18 protein-coding genes are annotated in these 21,950 nt (G+C 64.3%); 3 read left to right on the top strand and 15 right to left on the bottom strand.

Annotation, left to right across the window (positions count from 1 at the left end; translation table 11 throughout):
- Positions 1–3 precede the first annotated feature (3 nt).
- The 6 genes from GWG67_RS13755 to GWG67_RS13730 all read right to left on the bottom strand — a co-directional run bounded on the left by GWG67_RS13755 (position 4) and on the right by GWG67_RS13730 (position 6,835).
- On the bottom strand, positions 4–855 hold the full coding sequence (locus GWG67_RS13755) for a class I SAM-dependent methyltransferase (protein WP_275169864.1): 852 nt from the start codon (positions 853–855) through the stop codon (positions 4–6).
- The gene (locus GWG67_RS13750) at positions 845–1,450 is read right to left on the bottom strand and encodes a DapH/DapD/GlmU-related protein (protein ID WP_275169863.1); all 606 of its coding nucleotides are present in this window, start codon (positions 1,448–1,450) and stop codon (positions 845–847) included. Before GWG67_RS13750 ends, GWG67_RS13755 begins: the two co-directional genes overlap by 11 nt.
- 42 nt (positions 1,451–1,492) lie before the next feature.
- Complete coding sequence (locus GWG67_RS13745; protein WP_275169862.1) at positions 1,493–2,581, bottom strand: glycosyltransferase; 1,089 nt, start codon at positions 2,579–2,581, stop codon at positions 1,493–1,495.
- Positions 2,582–2,584: 3 nt separating this feature from the next.
- Positions 2,585–4,423 carry an asparagine synthase (glutamine-hydrolyzing) gene (gene asnB, locus GWG67_RS13740; RefSeq protein ID WP_275169861.1) on the bottom strand — a complete coding sequence of 613 codons (1,839 nt, stop codon included), beginning with the start codon at positions 4,421–4,423 and terminating at the stop codon, positions 2,585–2,587.
- Positions 4,424–4,426: 3 nt separating this feature from the next.
- Complete coding sequence (locus GWG67_RS13735; RefSeq protein ID WP_275169860.1) at positions 4,427–5,980, bottom strand: oligosaccharide flippase family protein; 1,554 nt, start codon at positions 5,978–5,980, stop codon at positions 4,427–4,429.
- Positions 5,981–6,181: 201 nt separating this feature from the next.
- Positions 6,182–6,835, bottom strand: a complete 654-nt coding sequence (locus GWG67_RS13730) for a hypothetical protein (RefSeq protein WP_275169859.1) — start codon at positions 6,833–6,835, stop codon at positions 6,182–6,184.
- Positions 6,836–7,186: 351 nt separating this feature from the next.
- Between GWG67_RS13730 and GWG67_RS13725 the strand changes: the two genes are divergently transcribed.
- Positions 7,187–10,792 (top strand): autotransporter domain-containing protein, encoded by a 3,606-nt coding sequence (locus GWG67_RS13725; protein ID WP_275169858.1) that lies wholly within the window; start codon positions 7,187–7,189, stop codon positions 10,790–10,792.
- Here the strand turns inward: GWG67_RS13725 and gspM are convergent.
- The 3 genes from gspM to GWG67_RS13710 all read right to left on the bottom strand — a co-directional run bounded on the left by gspM (position 10,776) and on the right by GWG67_RS13710 (position 14,741).
- Positions 10,776–11,402 carry a type II secretion system protein GspM gene (gspM, locus tag GWG67_RS13720; protein ID WP_342761036.1) on the bottom strand — a complete coding sequence of 209 codons (627 nt, stop codon included), beginning with the start codon at positions 11,400–11,402 and terminating at the stop codon, positions 10,776–10,778. The two genes, GWG67_RS13725 and gspM, sit on opposite strands and share 17 nt — an antisense overlap.
- 385 nt (positions 11,403–11,787) lie before the next feature.
- Complete coding sequence (locus GWG67_RS13715; RefSeq protein ID WP_275169856.1) at positions 11,788–12,048, bottom strand: hypothetical protein; 261 nt, start codon at positions 12,046–12,048, stop codon at positions 11,788–11,790.
- A gap of 11 nt (positions 12,049–12,059) precedes the next feature.
- Positions 12,060–14,741, bottom strand: coding sequence for a M10 family metallopeptidase (locus GWG67_RS13710; RefSeq protein WP_275169855.1), 2,682 nt, complete (start codon positions 14,739–14,741; stop codon positions 12,060–12,062).
- 199 nt (positions 14,742–14,940) lie between these two features.
- Here GWG67_RS13710 and GWG67_RS13705 point away from each other — a divergent pair, with 199 nt between their 5' ends.
- Entirely contained in the window at positions 14,941–15,255 is a 315-nt protein-coding gene (locus GWG67_RS13705; RefSeq protein WP_275169854.1) for a hypothetical protein, read from the top strand.
- A 131-nt stretch (positions 15,256–15,386) separates the two neighbouring features.
- Positions 15,387–16,580 (top strand): CaiB/BaiF CoA-transferase family protein, encoded by a 1,194-nt coding sequence (locus tag GWG67_RS13700; RefSeq protein WP_275169853.1) that lies wholly within the window; start codon positions 15,387–15,389, stop codon positions 16,578–16,580.
- Between the two features lie 76 nt (positions 16,581–16,656).
- On the opposite strand, the gene GWG67_RS13695 is transcribed toward GWG67_RS13700, so the two are convergent.
- The 6 genes from GWG67_RS13695 to GWG67_RS13670 form a co-directional block, all read right to left on the bottom strand.
- A complete protein-coding gene (locus tag GWG67_RS13695; RefSeq protein WP_275169852.1) occupies positions 16,657–17,550 on the bottom strand; it encodes an outer membrane protein in 894 nt (297 codons plus the stop codon).
- A gap of 435 nt (positions 17,551–17,985) precedes the next feature.
- Positions 17,986–18,327, bottom strand: a complete 342-nt coding sequence (locus tag GWG67_RS13690; RefSeq protein ID WP_275169851.1) for an outer membrane protein — start codon at positions 18,325–18,327, stop codon at positions 17,986–17,988.
- 68 nt (positions 18,328–18,395) lie between these two features.
- Positions 18,396–18,665, bottom strand: coding sequence for a hypothetical protein (locus GWG67_RS13685; protein ID WP_275169850.1), 270 nt, complete (start codon positions 18,663–18,665; stop codon positions 18,396–18,398).
- 122 nt (positions 18,666–18,787) lie between these two features.
- Positions 18,788–20,335 (bottom strand): tripartite tricarboxylate transporter permease, encoded by a 1,548-nt coding sequence (locus GWG67_RS13680; protein ID WP_275169849.1) that lies wholly within the window; start codon positions 20,333–20,335, stop codon positions 18,788–18,790.
- 12 nt (positions 20,336–20,347) lie between these two features.
- The gene (locus tag GWG67_RS13675) at positions 20,348–20,884 is read right to left on the bottom strand and encodes a tripartite tricarboxylate transporter TctB family protein (protein ID WP_275169848.1); all 537 of its coding nucleotides are present in this window, start codon (positions 20,882–20,884) and stop codon (positions 20,348–20,350) included.
- A 69-nt stretch (positions 20,885–20,953) separates the two neighbouring features.
- A complete protein-coding gene (locus GWG67_RS13670) occupies positions 20,954–21,940 on the bottom strand; it encodes a tripartite tricarboxylate transporter substrate binding protein (RefSeq protein ID WP_275169847.1) in 987 nt (328 codons plus the stop codon).
- Positions 21,941–21,950: the final 10 nt, after the last annotated feature.

The following is a 21,950-nucleotide window of genomic DNA, read 5'->3' as shown; positions in this document are numbered from 1 at the left end:
GTCCTAGACCTTGTGACAGACGAACGAATAGAGCCGGCCGGGCCGGTGGTCAAAGCGCTCGGCAAGCGAGAGCAGGGACGCGAAGACATGCTGCGAAGCAAGCGCGGCGCGCCACAGCGGACGGACGGGAATCTTCCGCGTCAGTTTTTCGACGACTGCGGATCGCAGCGTCTGCATCGTATACGGGAACAGATTGATCGCGCTCCGCAGCGGAGCCAGTGTCTCGACGTTGGCGAAGCCGGCCGACTTCAGCGCGCCGGTATAGCGGTCGAGCAGGTAAGCATGCTCGCCCCCGTAGAGGTGATGCAGCGGATGCTGATCGAGGAATTTCTGAAGATCGCTTTCCTTGCTGATCACGTGCTCACGCGCTGCGATCAGCACACCGCCGGGGCGAAGCACGCGAAACATCTCGCGGCAGGCACCATCAAGGTCACGCGTATGATGGAGCACGGCGCGCGCGAAGACGACATCGAAAGCGTCGTCAGTGAACGGCAGGCGCTCGGAAAACTCCTCGACCACATGGATGGGCAGTTGCGTGCTCGCCGCAAGAGCCCGGATTGCCGCAGCGCCGACGATGGCGCTGCCATCCGGCTCGAGTGCCGTCACCTCGAATCCGCTTCGGGCCAGCGCGTAGCTGGCAATGCCGCGACCGGCTCCCACATCGAGTGCCAAGCCGGAGCGCCCGGCCAATAGCGCCGTGACCGACTGCCATTCGGAGCTCTGAAAGTAACGCTCGGCGGCCCCGGTCAGCGGATCATCGTAGAAGGCGTCACGCACGAGCTGACCCTGATCGGGCTGATTGCGCAGCCAGACAACTGCATCCTCCCACGTCGTGAACTTGCCGTCACCGCTCATCGGACCGGAGCTCCCTGACCAGCACCGCCGGATTTCCAGCCACGATCGAGAAGGGCGGCACGTCCTTGGTCACGACTGCGCCGGCCGCCACCACGGCCCCCTGCCCGACCGTCACGCCGCGCAGCACCATGGCCCCCGCGCCAATCCAGGCATCATCGCGGATCCGGACCGGGCTTTCGTCAAGCGAGAGTTCGCGCGGATGACCGCTTGTGAAGATCTGCCGGACCTGCGCGTGCCGAGCGGCCGCCCCGATCGGATGGGTCAGACTGTCGAAGACGTTTGCCGAATGGGAGATCAGAACTCGGTTTCCGATCTCGATGGAGCCGGCCGACCAGATCCGCGTCCCCTCCCCGACATAGCACCATTCGCCGATCTTGATCTCTCCGCCATGGGCGAAGGTCATGAGTTCGCCGAGGATCCGGCTCTGTGCGCCGATGACGATCCTGCCGGCATCGCCGCGGATGTTCCTGATCCTCGCGCTCGCTCCGAGCGCTGCCCCGTCATCGAGACGGCAAGTCGCCCGACCCATCATGCGCTGGATCAGGTAGTCGGTGTTACGGCCGGTGAGCCGCTGGATCAGGAAGTCGAGGGTCATGCAATCAACTGAAATCGCGTCGCTCCGGACGCTCTAGCACGGCTAAACCCGTCCGACGAGGTCGCCGAACTGCTTCCATTGCACGTCCTTGCTGTAGATGTCCCGGATGCGGGCCCGACCAAGCGCAGCGATCTCCGCCATTCTGGGCCAGTCTTGCAGACTGCGTGAAATGACCTCGACGGCCTGTTCCGGGGTACCGTAGGTCTCGATGGTCACGCCCTCCTGCATGCCGGCCGGATAGCTGCCGGCGTCGGACACAAGCAGTGCGCCGCATCCCATCGTCTCGAAGCAACGCATGTTGCCGCGATCCGTGCCGGCCATGTCGATCGCGCCGTTGAACACGATCTTCGACGAGCCAATCAGTTCGTAGAGGGCTCTGCCGAACACCGGCGGTCTCGCAATGGCCGCGATGGCATCGGGGCGCCGGTGTTGTCGCAGCGGCAGCAATCGCCCGATGGTGCTCTCCGCGAGCCTGGTCAGGCGCGATGCATCGAGACAAAACACGATATTGCGGCTATCGGCGAGCTGCGCGACCTGCTCCAGCGTCCTGGCCCGCACGCGATGGTGGCGCGAGTAGCCGCCGGCGAAGGCGACGTCGATCGGGCGCTCGCCGTGGCCATACTCGTCCATCACCGGATCATGCGCTGGAAAGAATGTTTCGACCCGGCATCCGTTGCGGCGCCAGATATCGAGGATCGATGGAGCGTTTCCGAGCACGGCGCGATAGGCCGTGAAATCGGCATTTCCCGACGGAGCGGCACGCCAGCACAGCGCCTTCTTCACGCAGCCCGGCAGCTTGGCAACGAATGCGCTCGGATAGCGCACGGGATCGAGATTGTAGAATACCTCGGTGGCGTGATGCTCGATTTGAGCGAGCAGAATGGCCTCGAGCGTCGGCTCGCCCGACATGCCCTGCTCGCGCGCCCAGCGGCGCTGCAAGACCTCGTCGTCCCCATTGGTGAAGAAGGCCTCCGGCGAAGCGTCGAGCACCGGCTGGAGGAAATGCGACGCACCGAAACGATCGTGCAGAAATACGCGCCGCCGCTCCGCGAAGCTCTGCGTGTTGGCCGCAAGCTCATTCAACCGCGGCAGATAAGACGGATAGAGGGCGCTATTTTGGAACAGACGCATCGTTTACGCGTACCTCGCCAACATCCATTTCATATTCAGATACGGCCAGATCCGCCCGACCGACTCCCAATCCCAGGACTTCGACGCCGTCAAACGGCCGACCGCCGCGCGCAGACCCGCTTCATCCACCAGTTCCGCAAACGCCGGCACATTCCTGTCCAGCAGGTCAGCCGTCCAGCCGGCCAGCGGTCCGTTCAACCATTCCGGCATCGGCGAGTTGAAGCCGACCTTGCGGCGCGCGGTGCGAATGGACTCCGGCATCAAATTGGCCATCGCCCGCCGGGCAACAGCCTTGGTATAGCCGTCCGCCGACTTACTGCTCTCTGGAAGCGCCATCGTATAGGTCACCAGCCGCCAATCCATGAAGGGCATGCGGACTTCGACGCCGTGCGCCATTGAAAGGCGGTCGAAGTTGCGCAGGATGGTGGGCAGCACCGTGCTGTGAAACATCCGGTAGAGGCGCTTGTTCAAGCCACCCCATTCACGCGGCAGCACATCGTCCTCCGCTATCAGCGGGAGCGGGGCGGGAAGATTGCGCAGGCCACCGCGCAGAAAATACACGCCCTTCCGCTTGAGGGCCAACGCACGCAGGACATCCACACAACGCCGGGCCAGTTTCGAACGCGACGCGAGGTCCTCTGCCGCGTTCCGTATCTGAAACGCGCGCGCTTGTCCTTCCTGCAAATAGCCGCCCATCAGCTCGTCCGCCCCGTGGCCGTCGAGTGACACCGTCACGTTGTTTTGGGTCAATTGCCGATAGAGCAGCCAAATGGCGCTGGGCAACGCGATGTAGACGTCATCGAGATCGTCGAGAATCTGATCGAGGTCCGTCAGCGCATCGGCCTGTCCGATTTCGAGAAAAGTTGGCGCGACGTTGGCCCAGACGGCGGCCTCCTCGGCCATCGGCCTCTCGTCATTCAAGGCGCCGGGGAACGTCGCAACAAAGGCGTGACGCCATGCTGCGCTGTCGCGCGGCCCCATGCCTTCCTTCTCGTGCGCCGCCATGGCGCAAATCACGGCCGACGAATCGAAGCCGCCGGACAGGCATGTTCCGATCGGCACATCGCTGCGCATGCGCAGGGCCACGGCATCCTGGAACAGCTCGCGAAAGCGCGCGACACGCTCGGCTTCGGTGGCCGGCACCGGCGGCAGATGATCCACGGTCCGCCACCATCGCTTGACACTGACCTTGCCCTGACGAAGCCACATGCAGTGGCCGCCCTGCAAGCGGCGAACCTGGCGAAATAGGGTCCGCTCGCTTCCTTCGATCCCGAAGGCATCGAGCAGCAGCCGGCGTGCAACCTCCATGTCGACGGAAGTATCGATCAGTCCACTCCGCACCAGCGCCCGTTGCTCGGACGCGAAGATGAATCGTTCCGGCGATGCGGCATAAAGCAGCGGCTTGATGCCGAAGCGGTCGCGCGCAAGGAACAGCTCGCGGGTGCTGGTGTCGAAGATCGCCAAGGCCCACATGCCGTTGAAGCGGGGCAGCATGTCTTCCCGCCAGGCCTGCCACGCGGCCAGGATCACTTCGGTATCGGATTGGCTGCGGAACACCGCGCCCTGCGCCTCGAGCTCGCGGCGAAGCTCGAGGAAGTTGTAGATCTCGCCGTTGAACACGATCACATGGCGGCCGTCCACGGACAGCATGGGCTGATAGCCGCCCTCGCCGGGATCGATGATCGCCAGGCGGCGGTGCCCGAATGCGAGGCTTCGGTCTGCGCTGAACCAGGTCCCCTCGCCGAACGGACCGCGATGCGCGATCAGGCTGGTCAGCCGCGAGATGTCGGCCGGTTCGACCGCATTGCCACCCAGATTTACGATGCCTGCGATTCCGCACATGTCCTAGACAGCCTTGAGGGGCAAGAAGCGACTGACGATCGAACGAATATCTTGCCGGCAAGCCCTTCGATACGGACCCAATTGCGACGCCGCAACCGCGATCGCGAAAATGGTCGCGGCCGTCACCGACGAGACAGCTCCCACGGACCACCAGGACGGCGCCAGCTGGAATGGCGCGCGGTCGAGACCGTATCGCACCGCCAGCGCCGTCGCGATCCCGATGCCGAGCGGCATCAGCACGCAATGCACGATGCGCGACCACATGCCGGCGAGATCAAAACTACGGCGCAACAGGAAGACAATGGTCGCCATCTGCGTGATCATTCCGGCGCATGCGCTCCAGCCTGCGGCGTGCCATCCGAAGCGTGGCAATGCGATGGCGCTGGTTACGAGTGTGACGATACCCGTGATCAGGGCGATGAGCGCGTTGGAGCGCGACCGCCCGTGCGCCAGCAAGTAAAAGCCGAAGACGTTCGCGCTCGATCCGAGGATCCCGGCAATCGACAGGACGACGAGAACCTGTGCAGCCTCGGCCGCGACCTCGGCGCCGGTCCAAACATGCAGCAGCGGACGGGCCACGGGGATCAATCCGCCGAGCGCGCTTGCGGCCAGGACATTGAGAATCCACGACGCTCGGAATAGCAGATCGACCTTGCGGTCCTCGCTCTCCCCTTGCAGCGTGCTGAAGAAAGGAAACAGGATCTCGCCGACCTTCAGGATCCCGATATAGGTCGCCTCCTGCAGGCGCTGCGCAACGCCGTAGAAGCCGACAAACTGCGGTTGCAGCAGCGCGCCAAGCAGATATCGATCGGCCTGCCCCGCAAGCAGCGCACCGCCCTGTGCGGCAACCTGCCATCCGCCGAAACGAACCAGCCTGCCAAGCGCGTCGCGATGCAATGCTGGAGGTGCCAGCCACTGACGCATTTGGCCGCTACACCAAGCCAAAGCCAGCAGCAGGCCAATCGCCAACCCCAGCGCCTGGCAACCCAGGAATGTCGATGCGTATGGCGCGGCGGGGATCAGGAGGAGCATCGAAAGAGTCGAGACCACGGTGCTGACGATGCCGATCGAGGCGATCCGGCGATAGTCTTGCCGCGCGGTGAACAACGAAATGAAGACGGCCGTTACACATTGGCACAACCAGCCGATACCGGCCAGCGCGAACGCCAGCGCAAGATCCGCGGCAGCCGGACCGGCCAGATGAAATCCGAGACGCGCGAGCGGAGCCCCGGCAAGCAGAAGGAAAATGGCGATCGGCCCGCCCGCGCCGACCGCAAGCATGACCGCGGTCGCGAACAGGCGTCGCGCGTCGTCGCGGTCGGATGGCTCCAGTCGCTGTGCAAGCTCGCGCGACGTCGACAGTCCGATCGCGTTGCTGAACACCAGCGCTGGCGCAATGCATGCAGTGACAAGACCCGCGACACCGAATGCCGCGAGGCCGAGATGGGTGATCACGAAGGGCAGGATGGCCAGGTTCAGTACCACGGCCACCAGGAAGGCCGTCGCATTCCACGCGGAATTCCCCAGCAGATCGGGCGGTGTTTTTCTCAACGTCATGCCAGCCACCCGGCCATCACCTCAGCAAGCCTTTGCCCACACCGATCGGGGTCCTTCCCAAGGCATCGCGAATTCGGGCTAGCAGTCAGTTCACGGAATGTCGATAGCCAGCAGGAACCGCAGCCGGCCCGCTTGGCGGACCCGTTCGGCCTGCGTTTCAGGGCTCCGCCCGAGGCTTGCGGGGCGCCCGGGAAGGCACGCTCAGAGCCCGTCCGACTCGCCGTTCTTCGGAGTGGAGCGCGGCACCGAAGGCGAGAACCCCGGATCGGCCTGGCCCGGCATCGTCGGCCTGCCGCCGACGTCCGCAGGCGGGCCCGCGGAAGCGGCTGCGTCCGGCCGCTGGAGCGCCAGTACCTCGCTGCGCTCGCCCTGCTTGAACGTCACCTCACGCGGCTGCACCGAGGTCAGCGACCAGCCGGCGAGCGATTCGCCCTGCCGCAGGCGCACCACCTTCTGATCGGTGCCGTTGACGAGAATGGCGATGGCGTCGCCCTCACCCACCACGGCCCCGACCAGCAACAGCGGTGGCGGTGCCTCGACCGATTTGGGCGGCGGTGCGGACATCTCTTCGGCCGGCGATGCCGCGACCGCGCGGGGCGGCGGCCGGCGCGTGGCCGAGAAGATCGGGCGCTCCTGGGTCGCGGTCAGGGCCGAGAACGGCACCGACCACAGCGGATTGCCGCGGGGAACGGGCCTGGCGGGAGCCTGCTGCGTGGGCCGTGCGATCGGGCGCATCGTTCCGACCTCGACATTGTCGGCGGGGCTGCCCGCCGCATCGTCGGGCAGCATGTCGATCCGCGACGACGTGGCGGCCATGGTTCCGGCGGTGCCCAGAACCGCGCCTAGTATGGCCAATCCTGTCGGTCTCAACCACCGGGCCATCGACATTCCCCTCAGACCACCGGCCGCTCGAAAGAACCGCGAGGCGTCCCCCCAGACTAGTTCCGATCGGGAGTGTCATCAACCCGCCGCGCTCCGCGAGCCCTCGGGCTCCCATTCCAGCGGCAAATGCTGCAATGCATCAATATGTTGCCCCACGGCCACGTTGGCTGAAAATGCAAGCCGGAACAGGAAGGACCCGGCGCAGATGGACATCCGTTCATTGCCGCACGCTGCAGCGCCATGGGATCATCGCATGGCGCGGGGCTCGCCACGTGCCGCTGTTGCACGTTTGCGATGATTTCTTTGCTGATTTGAGAAGACCGGATGGCTGGACCGACAAAGGCTGGTGGGCGGATCGGATACGGGCTGCGATCCGTCGCGCGCCACTCCTTGGCGACCCTGCTGGCGACCACTGCGCTCGGCGTCGTCGCCGCGCAAGCTCAGGACGGCACATGGGTTGGCGGGAGCAGCGAGTGGACCGACGGAGCGAACTGGACCTCCACTCCGATCGTGCCGGACGGCATCGCGACCTTTTCGACGTCGGCCGACACCAACATCGCCAGCAGCGGCATCGTCAATATCGGCAGCGTGATCTTCACCGCTTCGCCCGACGCCCCGGCCTACACGATCACGACCAGCGATATCTTCCTGGTAAACGGCGCGGGCATCTCGAACAATTCGACCAACGCCCAGACGTTCAACGTCGGCTCCATCATGGCGTTCACGAATTCGAGCAGCGCGAGCGGCGGCACCAATGTCGTCACCTTCAGCGTCGGCGGCGGCGGCGCGATGATCTTCAACGATACCAGCACTGCGGGCACGGCGAACATCACCAGCAACGGCGACGTCGAGTTCAACGGCAGCAGCAACGCCGGAACCGCAACGATCGCCAACAACGCGGTGATGAACTTCAGCGATTCGAGTTCGGCAGGCGGTGCCGCCATCACCAACACCGCCACCGGCTTCCTGGCCTTCATCAGCAACGCCACGGCAGGCACCGCGACGATCAGCAATGACGGCTCGCTGAGCTTCGCCGGTTCTGCCACCGCGGGCAGTTCTACGATCACCACGAACAATCTTGCCACCACGAGCTTCACCGGCAACACGACCGGCGGCAATGCCCGCTTCATCACCAATACCGGCGGCACCTTTGACATGTCGAGCCTGACCAGCAGCGGCATGACCGCCGGCTCGATCGAAGGCGCCGGCAATTACATGCTCGGCGCCAAGACCCTCACCACAGGCAGCCTCAACACCTCGACCCAGGTCGACGGCGTGATCTCCGGCACCGGCGGCGGACTGACCAAGGTCGGCACCGGCGCGATGACGCTGACTGGCACCAATACCTACACGGGCGCGACGACGATCTCGGCGGGGACACTGGCGATCTCGGGCTTCGGCAGCATCGCGAGCTCCAGCGTCGTCACGGTGAACGCGACGTTCGACATTTCTGCATCCTCGGTTGCGTTCAACCTGATCACGACACTTGCCGGCAGCACGAGCGGCGTCGTCAACATGGGCGGCAACGGGCTGTTCATCACCAACGGTTCGACCGAATTCGCAGGCGTGATCCAGGGCACAGGCGGGCTTGAGGTTTTCGGCGGAACGCAGACCCTCTCCGGTGTGAATACTTACTCCAATACGACGCAGATCGATGCCGGCGCGACGTTAGCGCTGAAAGGCAGCGGATCGATCGCGAATTCGGCGAGCGTCACGTTCACGCCAGGCGCAGGCGGTACGTTCGACATCTCGCAAACAACCTCCGGTACGTCGGTCAACGCTCTGTTCTCGTTGACCGCTGGCGGCATCGTCGCACTCGGATCGAAGACACTGACGATCACCAGTGGTAGCTTCTTCGGCGGCGTCATTCAGGATGGCGGCATTGCGGGCGGCACCGGTGGCAACGTCGCGATCGCCAACGGCGCCACCCAGCAGCTCTACGGCACCAACACCTATACCGGCACCACGACCATCGCGAGCGGCGGCGAACTCGATCTCATCAACTTCGGTGGCAACGATGGCAGCATCGCGACCTCGAGCAATGTCGTCGCCAACGGCTTCTTCGACATCTCGGCCCTGAGCGCCGGCACCTCGATCCAGTCGCTGGCGGGCTCCGGGAACGTCAACATCGGCGCCAACACGCTGACGATCACCAACGGCATCGGCAATTTCGCGGGCGTGATCGACGATGCCGGCGCCGGCGGCGGCCTCACGCTGACCGGCGGCACGCAGACACTGTCCGGTGCCAACACCTATACCGGCGCCACCACGATCAACGGCGGCAGACTGATCGTGGACGGCTCGATCCTGAGCCCGACCACCGTCAACACGGGCGGCACACTCGCCGGCAGCGGCACGGCCGCCGGCGTCGCGATCATTGGCGGTACGCTCGCCCCAGGCAGCGCGGCGACCCCTTTCGCGCCGCTGACGATCAACGGCCCCCTGAGCTTCACGGCGGCCTCGACCTATCTCGTGCAGGTCTCCTCCAGCAATGCCGGCCTCGCCAATGTCAACGGCGCGGCCACGCTCGGCAACGCGACAGTGAGCGCGATGTTCGCCTCGGGCACGATCAAGAAGCAGTACACGATCCTGTCGGCGACCGGCGGTTTCGGCGGCACCACCTTCAATCCAGCCGTCGTCTCCAACATACCGACGATCAACGCGTCGCTGAGCTACGGCACCAACAATGTGTTCCTCAACATCGGCCTCAACTTCGCGCCGAGCGGCGGCGGCCTCACCGTCAACCAGCAAAACGTTGCAAACACGCTGACCAGCTTCTTCGACTCGACCGGCGGCATTCCGGCAGCCTTCGCTGCGCTGACGCCGGCCGGGCTGACGACGGCCTCGGGCGAACTCGGCACCGGCATCATCCAGTCCGCGATCAATGCCGACGGGCAGTTCCTCAATCTGATGCTCGACCCGACCGTCATCGGCCGCTCGGGCGGTTTCGCCAAGGCCGGCAGCGTCGCCCAATTCGCCGAGAGCGACGACGCGGCCGCCTATGCGTCCATGCGCCCGGCCAACGCGCGCGAGCGCGAGGCTTATGCGATGGCGACCAAGGCGCCGCTGCTTGCCTCGCAGCCGGCCAGCCGCTGGAGCCTCTGGACTGCCGGCTATGGCGGATCGGCACAAGTCGGCGGCAATGCGCCAGTCGGCTCGCAAGACCTGACCGCGCGGGTCTGGGGCGGCGCGGCCGGCGCCGACTACAGGGTTTCGGTGGACACGCTGGTCGGCTTCGCGCTCGGCGGCGGTGGACTGAGCTACTCGCTCGCCAATGCGATGGGCTCGGGCTCAGCAGACCTGTTCCAGGCCGGCGTCTACGGCCGGCACAACTTCGGACCGGCCTATATCTCTGCCGCGCTCGCCTATGGCTGGCACGACGTCACCACCAACCGCACCGTGGCGCCCGGCGGCTTCGACCAGTTGCAGGGCCGCTTCAAAGCCGACACCTTCTCAGCCCGCTTCGAGGGCGGCTACCGCTTCGCGACGCCGATGATCGGCCTCACCCCCTATGCGGCGGCGCAGGTGACGAACTTCAACCTGCCCAACTACTCCGAAGTCAGCCTCAATGGCGGCGGACTGTTCGCGTTGAACTATGCCTCGCAATCGCTGACCGACACCCGCTCCGAGCTCGGCCTGCGCACCGACAAGTCGTACGCGATGCAGAACGGCGTGCTGACGCTGCGCGGTCGCGCCGCCTGGGCGCACGACTACAATCCGGGCCGCGCCGTCACTGCGCTGTTCCAGACCCTGCCGGGCACCAGCTTCGTCGTGAACGGCGCCCGGGTCGACGCGGACTCCGCGCTCGTCAGCGCCAGCGCCGAGATGAAATGGCTGAGCGGCTTCTCGATCGCCGGCACCTTCGACGGCGAGTTCTCCGGCAATGTCGCCAGCTATTCCGGCAAGGGCGTGTTCAAGTACGCCTGGTGAGCCGACCTCGTGAGTTGAGGAGGCCGCCCGACTTCCCCGCCTGCCATTGGCCGGAGACGCCCAAAATCACCCTGACGCGGCCGGTGGCCGAATCACTCAGCGCCGTGGTCTGCGGCACCTGGACGTCGAGCTGGTCGACGAACAGGAACGGCATGCCGGCTTCGAGATCGTACAGTAGCCTCTGGAGCGCGGGCTGCTCCAGCTCGCAGCTGACGACGAGGCCGACGAAGCCGTCCTTGGTCTGCGCGCCTGTTACGTCGACCTGCGAGGACTGGACCGAGCCGCCGACATCGGCGACCGCGGCGGCAACCCGCTGCAACAGATTGGCGCCCGCGACCGTCACGGTCGGCCCCTCCAGAAACGGCGTGCCGGGATGCTCGGCCGAGAGAGCCGCGGCGCTCTTGGCGCCGCTCTTGCGGCCGCGCAGCTGGTCGAGCAGGTCGGAGGTCTGCGCCAGCGCCTGACGGTGGGCGATGACCTCGGCGATCGACAGCCCTGCCATCAGCAACAGCCCGCCGGTGATCGCGAGATAGAGCGTGACCGCGATCAGGGGCGAGCCGACGAGCGCCCGCTCAACCGCATTTCCGTTTGCGACCTTGGCGCTGCTCATGATCCTGTTCATGGCGCGTTCCTCGGTTCGATCCGCGCCTCGATGTGGAAGCGTTCGCCGGGATCGGATGGGCCACGCGTCGTCGGGGCGTAGAAGGTCGCGCGGGTGCGAGAGCTGGTACGCGAAGTGGCTCGGCGGCTGGCCGCGCTAGGATCCATCGTCATTCCGACGGCGCTCTCATTAAAACCGTGAAAACAACCCCATGCACAGTAGACGACCTCAGCTTTATCAATGGCTTGACGGAAGGCACGAATAGCTTCGGATTTTACAAAGCCCCTTTGACATGTCGGGCAAAACACTGGCATGATGTCATCATGGCGATAGCGGCTTCCGCCGGAGCTGAGCGCCGTCGATCGCGCACCATTTTCTCTGAAGGTGCCGCGGATCAGTGCTCTCGGCTCGGCGTCCATTCCAGCGCCCGCAGGCGCGCCTGGGCGATCTCCCCGCGCGTCATCTTCGAAGTCACGGCATTGCGGATCCTGGCCCGCGCCTCCCGCGCTGGCGGGGGTGCCGCAGCCGTCGAGAGATTGAGCCATTTGGAGGCCTCAACGATGTCCTGCGGCACGCCGTAGCCGCGATCGTAGAGCAGGCCCAGCGAATGCTGGGCGCGGCTGTCGCTCTGCTCGGCCGCCCGCCGATACCACATCGCGGCTTCGGTCAGATCAGGTGATAATCGCTGATATGGGGCTGCGCGGCGTCGGATACATTGTCGAACACGAAATGAGCGTCCGTCGTGTCCGCCAATTGCTGAATCCCGGTCGCCAGCGCCGAGACGGTTTGCGTGAGTTGGCCCTGATCAGCCCAGTGTGCTCCGCCGAGCGCTGCCTCATTACTCGTCTGGGATAGCGCGAAGTTGTCCTGGACATTCGTCGTTGTCTGCGCCGGCGGTGACGAAGCAGTTTGCGCTTGCGCTGCGGCCGGGCTGCTCGCGGCAGCCACCGTGACCTGCACCACATTGTAGGCGTTGTTGGTCTCGCTGCTCTCGGCGAGGTGATTGTTATAGTCGGCAAGGCCGCCGATGTAGTACGTGCCCGGCGTCAGATTGCCGGGCAGCGTCACCGTGACCGTCTGGTGATCGAAATAGCCGGGCTGGCTCACCGTTGCCAGCGTGGTCGACGTCGAAATCGTCGTGAGGAGCGTGTCCGACGTCGTGATCGTCGCATCAGTCGAGACATAAATGCCGGCGGTCGTCGGAGACGCCGCCACCGCGTTGCCGAGGTTCATGTTGTAAGCGTCGACCGTCAAACTGTCGCCGGCCAAAACGGTCGTCTTGTTCACTGCAACGTATTCGGCCAGATCAGGCTGCACCGGCGCAGTCACCGTGACCTGAACGACGTTGTAGCTATTGTTGGCCTCGTTACTCTCGCTGAGTAGATTATTGTAGTCGGAAAGTCCCCCAATGTAATAGGTACCGGGCGCCAGACCACCCGGCAGCGTCACAGCGACCGTCTGGTGATCGTAATAGCCGGGTAGACTGACGGTCGCCAGCGTCGACGACGTCGCGATCGTCGTGAGCAGCGTATCCGACGTTGTGATCGTCGCGTCGGCGGAAACATAGATTCCAGCCGTTGTGGGCCCGGCCACGGCGTTGCCGAGGTTCATGTTGTAGACATCGACTGTCAGGCCGCTGCCGGCGGCAACTGTCGTCTTGTCCACGGCCACATATTCGGACAGGTCGGGACGACCTGCCGCCGTCACCGTGATCTGCGCCACATTATAGGTGTTATTGGTTTCGTCGCGTTCGCCAAGCTGATTGTTGTAGTCGGCGAGACCACCAATATAGTAGGTGCCAGCCGCCAAATTGCCGGGAAGCGCGACCAGGATCGTCTGATGGTCGTAGTAGCCGGGCTGGTTCACCGTCGCGAGGGTCATCGAGCTCGACACTGTCGCGAGCAGGGTGTCCGAATTGGTGATCGTCGCATCGGTGGAGAGATAGATCCGCGCGGTGGACGGCCCCGCCACGTCATCACCGAGATTCATGTTGTAGGCGTCAACCGTCAGGTTACCTCCGGCCGGAACCGAACTCTGGCTGACGGCGAGGTACTCGGACAGATCGGGCTGAGGAGGCCCCATCAGGACCGAGCTTACCGTCACACCATCAGCGAACCGGAAAGACTCGACACCGCTCACGGTGTCAGCTCCGTCGGGAGAACCGGATCGCTGGTCAACCACAGTAAAGCTCTGCGTGATCGTGCTGTAGGTTATCGCGTAGTTCGCCTTGTTGCCCGAATACACCGCGGTGTCGGTGCCCGAGCCGCCGGTGACGGTGTCGTTGCCGCCGCCGCCTGTCAGCGTATCGTTGCCGGAGCCGCCGTTCAGTACGTTGGCGATGGCATTGCCGATGATCGTGTCGCTGCCGGAGCCGCCGATGGCGTTGTCGATGTAGGAACGCGCGTCGTTGTTGTAGAGATAGGCATTGTAGACGTTGCCCGACGCGTAATGGCCGTTTCCGAGATTGGCGAGTTGAACCGACGAGAACACGGACGACGCACCTGGATTGAGATTGATGCTCAGGTTCGTCGTGTAGTTCGACAGATCGTAGGTATCGACGCCGCCACCATCCCAGATCGTCTCGTAGATGCGATTGGCCGAGCCTCCGGCACCGCCATTGTCGGCCGGCTGGCCGGCGCCGTTGATGAACTCCTGTCCGGTGGTCGGGCTCCATGTATAGACGGTAGTCCCGCCCTGGGTCGTGTAGTCCGCGCCGTACATCGTCTGCAGCGCGAGGATATCGTTGGCCATATAGGTCTGCGAATATCCATAGGTCTCGTTGGTGTAGCCGCTCGTGGTCGAAGCACCGACATAGCTGCGATAGCTCATGACGGTATATTCGCTGTCGTCGTGCGCGCTCGGCACCGCGACATTGGCGGGGCCGCCTGCCTCCTGACTGTGCTTCAAGCCAAGAGCGTGCCCGAGTTCGTGCAACGCAGTCGCAAAATAATAATTGCCGAGCGCAGCCAGCGAATAGTTGTAGGCGGTTCCGAACCAGATGTCGCCGCCGGGCGCGTAGTTGCCGGGGTAATAGGCATAGGAGGTCGGACTGGCGGCCGGCGACTGCGCGACCATGATGTCGGCGCCGTTCGTCCCGGCGTACTGGATGTTGGCGTTGGTGTAGCCGAGGATCAGTCCGATCGCGTAATTGATCGCCGCCTGCATCTGACTCGGCGCCGAGGCAAAACCCGAAGTCGTCGGCTCAGCGTCGCCGCCGCTATAGGGATTGGCGTAGTCGCTTGCAGCGTCCGGAAAGCTGTAGGTGATCGCCCCGGACCATTTGTAGCCCGACAGCAGGCCGTCGATTTCAGCGTTGTTGGTCGCACTAACGGTGACGGCGGTAGCCAAGGGAATCTCCGAAACAGCAAACCCCGTTCGATTCGGGGCGCGACAGGTGATTCTAGCTTCAGGAGTAAACGTTTGGTTTAATTTTGGCGAGTCGGCCCAGACTCCTTCCATAAGGCCGTGTTAGCCGTCAAATTCCGTATTCATACGGATCAGGACAAGGACGTCGGTTCCGGCCAGCTGCCGTGTCGCGAGTGAAATCATGAAACGACGTTCCCTCTCGGCCGGTCTGTTCGGCGCCTTGATGGCGCTCGCCGGGCCGGGCCAACTGCCCTTCGGAGGACTGCCTGTCATGGTCGGAAAAGCCAATGCGGACGAGAGCGGCAAACAAGGCGGCACAGCGGGGCGTGCGCCCTCCGTTCCAATGGCCCGCGACCCCTCGGCTGCGGTCGCGGAGGAGTACGAATCCGCCCGTCGCAAGGGAACGCGGGAGGCGTTCGAGCTGTTCATTGCGCGCCACGACGATGACCCGCTGGCCGAGCAGGCGCGCGCCCAGCTGAAACAGCTGGCGCGCTGATCCTGCGGGCGCCCCCAGGCATTGCATTTCGCCAGGCGGCATCGGCGCGGCCCTGACCTGCCGCTTGATGTCTTGCCGCATGGTCTTACGGCACTATGGTAGGCCCGCAATCTGTCCCGGAGCCCATCAAGATGCCCTTTCCGCATGCCTCGGAAGCCCTGTCACGCTTCACCGTGCTCGATCTGACCCGCGTCCGGTCCGGGCCCACCTGCGTGCGGCAGCTCGCGGACTGGGGCGCGAACGTGATCAAGATCGACGCGCTAACCGAGGATGCCGGCGGCGAGCAGCCGGGCGGGCCGCGGCGGGGCTCTGACTTCCAGAATCTGCATCGCAACAAGCGGGCGATGACGCTGAACCTGAAAGACGAGCGCGGGCTCGCCGTGTTCAAGCGCCTCGCCGCCAAGGCCGACGTTGTGGTTGAGAATTTCCGCCCCGACGTGAAGAAGAAGCTCGGTATCGATTATGAGGGCCTCGCCAAGGTCAATCCCCGCATCGTCTATGGCAGCATCTCGGGCTTCGGCCAGGACGGGCCCTACCACAAGCGGCCGGGCTTCGATCAGATCGCGCAAGGCATGGGTGGGCTGATGTCGATCACCGGCGCGCCCGGCGAAGGCCCGATGCGGGTCGGCATTCCCGTCGCCGACCTCACCGCCGGTCTGTTCTGTGCCATGGGCATCCTTACCGCACTGCTGGAGCGCGAGGTCTCGGGCAAGGGCCAGTGGGTGCAGACCTCGCTGCTGCAGGCCCAGATCTTCATGCTCGACTTCCAGGCCGCGCGCTGGCTGATGGAGAAGGAAGTGGCCAAGCAGGCCGGCAACAACCACCCGACCAGCATTCCGACCGGCGTGTTCAAGACCTCGGACGGCTACATCAACATCGCCACCACGGGCGGCCGGATCTGGGAGCGTTGCGCGCAGGCGATCGGCGCGCCGGAGCTCTACAGCCATCCCGACTATCTGACCGCGCCAGCCCGCTCCAAGAACCGCGACGCGCTCAATGCCGAGCTCGAGAAGCGTACCTTGACGAAGTCCACCGAGACCTGGGTCCGTGAACTCAACGAGGCCGGCGTGCCCTGCGGGCCGATCTACGCCATCGACCAGATGTTCGAAGACGAGCAGGTCAAGCATCTCGGCATCGCGCAGGAGGTGCCGAATGACGAGGATCGCGACATCCGTCTGGTCGGCCAGCCCGTGACGCTGTCGCGCACGCCGAGCAGGATGGTGGCGCGGCCGCCGGAATTCGGCGAGCAGACCGACGAAGTGCTGAAGGAGTTCGGCTTCGGCGCCGACGAGATCGCCAAGCTCCGGGACGCCAAAGTGGTGTGAGTGCTTCGTTAGAGATCGGCCAGCGAAAAAGCCCGGCGATCGCCGGGCTTTTTGACTCGCGGAGCCACGTCGCCGCTCAGGTGCCGCTGAAGCGATAGTTGACGCCGACGCGCAGGATGTTGTCGGTGATGTGCGAGCGATAGCCGACGAGCAGGGGCGCGCCGCTGAGCGTGATCACTGGCGTTGCGAGCGAACCCGAGACGGTTCCGAGATCGACATGGAGATATTCGAGCCTGGCGCTCCAATTGTCGGCGAAGGCGCCTTCGATGCCGGCACCTGCGGTCCAGCCGATCTTCGTCGTACTGCTGCTGAAATTTGCCGCGACGGGCGTGAACGCCAGATTGTCGTCGCTCCCAGGGCTGCCGCTGACATTGGTCGCGGCGCTGGTGCCCGAGGTGGAGACGCGGCCATAAGCAAGACCACCGGTACCGTAGAACAGCACGCGCGGCGTCACCGCCGCGCCAAGCCGGCCGCGGACAGTGCCGAACCAGTCGAGCTTCTGGACGAGATTGAAGGTCACGGGCAGCGCGGGATCGAACGTGTTGTCGCCGCGATGACCCGGCGTGCAGACGCCGTCCTGCAAACCCGCCGGCGCGCCGGCGCACAGCGCGTCGAAACGGCCCTTCCGGCCGCTGCCCTGGAAATCGGCCTCGAAGCCGATCACGAACATCTCGCGCTGCCAGTTGTAGCCGATCTGTCCGCCGCCGCTGACGCCGTTGAGATCGAACTTGCCGGCGCTCGAATTCAGCAGCGCGCCAGCTCCGCTGTCGATGAAATCAGCAGTCGTGGCCGAGCGTCCCCAGCTATGGCCGACATTGATGCCGGCGTAGAAGCCGCTCCAATTGTGGCCGGGATCCACGGCCACCGGCGACGCCTTGGTATAAATGTGCGGCACCGCGAGATCAGCGGCGAAGGCAGGCGGTGCTAGCAGCATGGCGGTCGCGACCGCAACCAGCAGAGTTCGTGTCATCAATCTTCCCTCGACAAAAGGTGTTGCCTGCTCGCTTCCTCGCGCGAGGCCGGCGATTCAGTGTCGCGACCCTAGGGAAGAGCGCATCGCTCCGCGTCGTGCGAACGAATGTCAGTCGTTTGTGGGATGCGAGCGGACAGTTGCGCGCGGAAGGCGTGCGCGCACTCTCCAAGCGTTCTCGAAATCGCTGCTATTTCAGTAGGATTTGATGGTCGGATGGATTTTCGCGGACTGGCACGATGGCGTCGGGAGGCGCTCGACGCATACGGCTTCGCAGGTCCAACCAGAGCAGATCAGGCCGCAGATGTGGCGCGACCGCAACAAGTCAATCGCTCCGTCCGATTGTCGGCCTTGCGCCATTTCCTAAAATCAGGACAGAAACGACAAAGCCCGGCTCGAGCCGGGCTTTGCTTCTTGTTGACGCCTCAGTGTTTCTTAGTAGCGGGCGACCACCGGGCCACCGAACTGGTAATTGATGCCGGCGCGCAGGATGTGGTCGGTGAAGCGCGACGAGACGTTGGCACTGATTGTGGAAAGCGGCGCCAACGTGAACGGACCGGACGAGAAGCTGCCGCGATCCATGTAGAGATATTCGAGCTTGGCGCTCCAGTTCTGGGTGATCTTGCCTTCGACGCCGACGCCGGCGGTCCAGCCCGCGCGCGTCGTCGAATTGGATGCGACCGAGGCGATCGCGACACCGGCGGGCGTGAAGCCGGTCATGGTGCCCGTCGTCTTGATTTCGCCGAAGGCCAGACCGCCGGTACCGTAGAACAGCACCTTGGGCGTCGCCAGGATGCCGACGCGGCCGCGAACCGTGCCGAACGACTGGAGATGCTGATCAATCGTCAGAACCGTGTGTCGAACGACGCATTGGTGATGGAGCCGGCGGGCGGCACGATCGCAGCACCTGTTGCCGAATTGAAGTAGGAGACGTCGGTGCGCGAGGGGCCCCAGCTGTAACCGCCATTGGCGCCGACGTATAACCCGGTCCAGCTCCAGACCGGGTCAACCATGACCGGCGCCTTGACATAGGACCTCGCGGCCAGGTCGGCAGCCAGTGCGCCCGTCGCAAACAGCGACATCGCCGCCGCCATTCCAATCACAATCCGCTTCATCGCAATTCCTCCGCACAATTTTGTGATGAAAACATAGGAGGAGGGAGCGCCCGACGGCTGTGCCACGCCAGCAATAACCGGAAACAATCGGGGCGTGTAAGGCCTAGGACCAAGACATCCCCCTATGCACTTGAATCCAGAGGAGATTCCCCTCGAGGTGGCTCCGGTTCGGAACGCTGCGTCAATCCGACACGGGCAAGCAAGACGTCGATCACAGGCCAAAACAGCAGCACGATCGCCAAGGTCGTGATCGAGCCGACCAGGCCATTCGACCAGAACACCTTGAGGTCGCCGCCGGCGCCGATCATCGACAGACGGAAGGCATCCTCGGCGCGGTTGCCGAGCACGAGGGCCAGAGTGAACGGCGCCAGCGGAATTCCGATTTTCTTGAAGACGTAGCCGACGAGGCCGAAACCGAGCATCAGCCAGATGTCGAACATCGCGTTCTGGATCGCATAGGCGCCGATCGCACAGGACACCACGATCATCGGCGCCACCGCGGCGAACGGCACGCGCAGGATCGAGGCGAAGATCGGTACCGTCGTCAGCACCAGCACGAGGCCGACGACATTGCCGAGATACATCGAGGCGATCAGGCCCCAGACGAAATCCTTGTGCTCGACGAACAGCAGCGGTCCCGGATTGAGCCCCCACACCATCAACCCGCCGAGGAGGATCGCCGCGGTGCCGGAGCCGGGAATGCCGAGCGCCAGCATCGGCAGCAGCGCCGCGGTGCCGGAGGCATGCGCCGCCGTCTCCGGCGCGAACACGCCCTCGATGCGGCCCTTGCCGAAGCTCTCTGGATTCTTGGCAAAGCGTTTTGCCAGATTGTAGCCCATGAACGAGGCTGCGATCGCGCCGCCCGGGGTAATGCCGAGCCAGCAGCCGATGAAGGAGGAGCGCAGCAGCGTCACCCAGTATTTCGGCAGGTCCTTCCACACACTCAGCACGACGCGCAACGAAATGCTCGCTGCGTGTCCGCGCAGCGCCAGGCGCTCCTCCATCGTCAGCAGGATCTCGCTGATGCCGAACAGGCCGATGACGGCGACGAGGAAGTTGATGCCGCGCAAAAGCTCGGCCGAGCCGAAGGTCATGCGCAGATTGCCTGACACCGTGTCCATGCCGATGCCGGCGAGCAACAGCCCCAACGACATCGAGATGACGGTCTTGTGCTTGGCCTCGCGACCCAGCCCGACAAAGGAGCAGAAGGTCAGCAGATACACCGCGAAGAACTCGGGCGGGCCGAACTTCAACGCAAAGGACGAGATCATCGGGGCGAGGAAGGTGATCAGGAGCACCGCGACCAGCGAGCCGATGAAAGAGGACGTGAACGCCGCCGTCAGCGCCTCCGCCGCCCTGCCCTGCTGCGCCATCGGATAGCCGTCGAAAGTGGTCGCGACCGACCAGGCTTCGCCTGGGATGTTGAACAGGATCGAGGTGATCGCGCCGCCGAACAGCGCGCCCCAGTAGATGCAGGACAGCATCACGATCGCCGAGGTCGGATCCATCGTGAAGGTGAGCGGCAGCAGGATCGCGACGCCGTTGGGCCCGCCGAGCCCGGGCAAGACGCCGACGAAGATGCCGAGCACCAGCCCGACCATCATCAGCACGAGCGTCTTCCACGTCAGCAGGACGGCGAAACCGTGAAGCAAGAGACCGAAAGCTTCCATCGCGCGCCCGCCTTAGTGGCCGAAGGCCGCTTCGAGCGGCCCTTTCGGCATGATGACGTCGAAAGCGATGTCGAAGGTAACGAACATGATCGCCGTGAATACGACAGCGGTGAGCAGCGACTTCCACAGCGCGATCTTGCCGACGAGGCGCATGAAGCTGGCGATCAGCAGGAAGCTCGCGACATAGAGGCCCAGAAACTGCGTCGCCAGGCAGAACAGCAGCGTCGGCACGAACACCGCCATCACGCGGCGGGCCTGCGCACGCGTGACGAAGGTCTCAGCTGCCGCGCGGTGCGCGACCAGCGCCACGATCAGGCCGTAGAGGCTGGCACCACCGAGAATGACGGAGAGATAGAACGGGAAATAGCCGGGCTCCGGCCCGGTCGAATCCCAGGAGGCGCCGGTGCGCCAATTGTCGTAGCCGAGCGTGGCGGCCAGCGCGAGCAACAGGAGACAGACGAATATCTCGATCGTGCCAGAGGAGACGACGGAAGGCGAGTCGTCCTCGGGCGCGGTCGGATCGTCGACGACGATTTCGGTTTTGGACATGAGCCGTTGGGGACGGAGTAAGTTCAATTCCCCCCTCTCCCCGCTTGCGGGGAAAGGGAGAAGCAAAAGCTACTTCGCGACGAATCCAGCTTCCGTCATCAGCGACTTGTTGACTGCATCGTCCTCCTCGAGGAATTGCACCATGTCCTTGCCGGTGAGGAAGATCGGCTTCAGCGCCTGCTTTTCCATGTAGTCCTTGTATTCCGCGGTCTGCGTCACCTTGTGGAACAGCTCGACATAGAACGCCTGCTGTTCCGCCGTGACCTTGCCCGGCAGGAACGTCGCGCGGAGCATCAGATACTGCACATCGACGCCCTCCTCCTTGCAGGTCGGGACGTCGGCCCAGGACTGCGTCTCCGTCACCTTGCTGGTGTAGGAGATTCGTTCCTTGTCGAACACACAGAGCGGACGCACCTGGCCCGCGCGCCAGACTTCGAGATTTTCGGATGGATTGTTGACGTTGGATTCGGTGTGGTTGCCGACGAGTTGGGTCGCCGCCTCGCCGCCGGACTTGTAGGGCAGATAGGAGAATTTCGCGCCGGTCTTCTGCTCGAGGAACACGGTCAGCACGTGATCCTCGCGCTTGGAGCCGGTGCCGCCCATCTTGAACGGCGCGCTCGCCGCCTTCGCGGCGGCGACGAACTCCTTCACCGTCTTGGGACCCGCGCTGTTGTCCCACAGCACGAACTGGTCGAGCGCGATCACCGAAACCGGGGTGAGCTCACGCCAGTTGAACGGGATCTTCGCCGACAGCGGCAGCATGTAGATCAGCGAATAGGCGATCAGCACCTTGTTGGGGTCGCCCTCGCTGGATTTCATGTACATCAGCGCTTCGGCGCCGGAAGCCCCACCCTTGAGCGAGACCACGATCGGCTGCTTCATCAGATTGTTCTTCTGGATCGCGGCCTGCATCATCCGCGCCATCTGGTCGGAGGCGCCGCCGGCGCCTGCCGCCACCACGATCTCGACCGGCTTGGTCGGCTCCCAGCCGGCAAAGGCCGGGGTGCTCAACGATAACGCTGCTGCAACGCCAACAGTTTTCACTAGAATTCGCACGAGTTTCGTC

Source organism: Bradyrhizobium sp. CSS354, from assembly GCF_029051725.1.
Lineage (GTDB): Bacteria > Pseudomonadota > Alphaproteobacteria > Rhizobiales > Xanthobacteraceae > Bradyrhizobium.
Note: the sequence above shows the minus strand (reverse complement) of the source record. Positions and strands in the feature narration are given on the sequence as shown.

Coding starts and splice junctions, on each gene's coding strand:
- GWG67_RS13755 (WP_275169864.1), bottom strand. CDS start 855: ATGAGCGGTGACGGCAAGTTCACGACGTGGGAGGATGCAGTTGTCTGG.
- GWG67_RS13750 (WP_275169863.1), bottom strand. CDS start 1,450: ATGACCCTCGACTTCCTGATCCAGCGGCTCACCGGCCGTAACACCGAC.
- GWG67_RS13745 (WP_275169862.1), bottom strand. CDS start 2,581: ATGCGTCTGTTCCAAAATAGCGCCCTCTATCCGTCTTATCTGCCGCGG.
- asnB (WP_275169861.1), bottom strand. CDS start 4,423: ATGTGCGGAATCGCAGGCATCGTAAATCTGGGTGGCAATGCGGTCGAA.
- GWG67_RS13735 (WP_275169860.1), bottom strand. CDS start 5,980: ATGACGTTGAGAAAAACACCGCCCGATCTGCTGGGGAATTCCGCGTGG.
- GWG67_RS13725 (WP_275169858.1), top strand. CDS start 7,187: ATGGCTGGACCGACAAAGGCTGGTGGGCGGATCGGATACGGGCTGCGA.
- gspM (WP_342761036.1), bottom strand. CDS start 11,402: ATGAGCAGCGCCAAGGTCGCAAACGGAAATGCGGTTGAGCGGGCGCTC.
- GWG67_RS13715 (WP_275169856.1), bottom strand. CDS start 12,048: ATGTGGTATCGGCGGGCGGCCGAGCAGAGCGACAGCCGCGCCCAGCAT.
- GWG67_RS13705 (WP_275169854.1), top strand. CDS start 14,941: ATGAAACGACGTTCCCTCTCGGCCGGTCTGTTCGGCGCCTTGATGGCG.
- GWG67_RS13700 (WP_275169853.1), top strand. CDS start 15,387: ATGCCCTTTCCGCATGCCTCGGAAGCCCTGTCACGCTTCACCGTGCTC.
- GWG67_RS13695 (WP_275169852.1), bottom strand. CDS start 17,550: ATGACACGAACTCTGCTGGTTGCGGTCGCGACCGCCATGCTGCTAGCA.
- GWG67_RS13685 (WP_275169850.1), bottom strand. CDS start 18,665: ATGAAGCGGATTGTGATTGGAATGGCGGCGGCGATGTCGCTGTTTGCG.
- GWG67_RS13680 (WP_275169849.1), bottom strand. CDS start 20,335: ATGGAAGCTTTCGGTCTCTTGCTTCACGGTTTCGCCGTCCTGCTGACG.
- GWG67_RS13675 (WP_275169848.1), bottom strand. CDS start 20,884: ATGTCCAAAACCGAAATCGTCGTCGACGATCCGACCGCGCCCGAGGAC.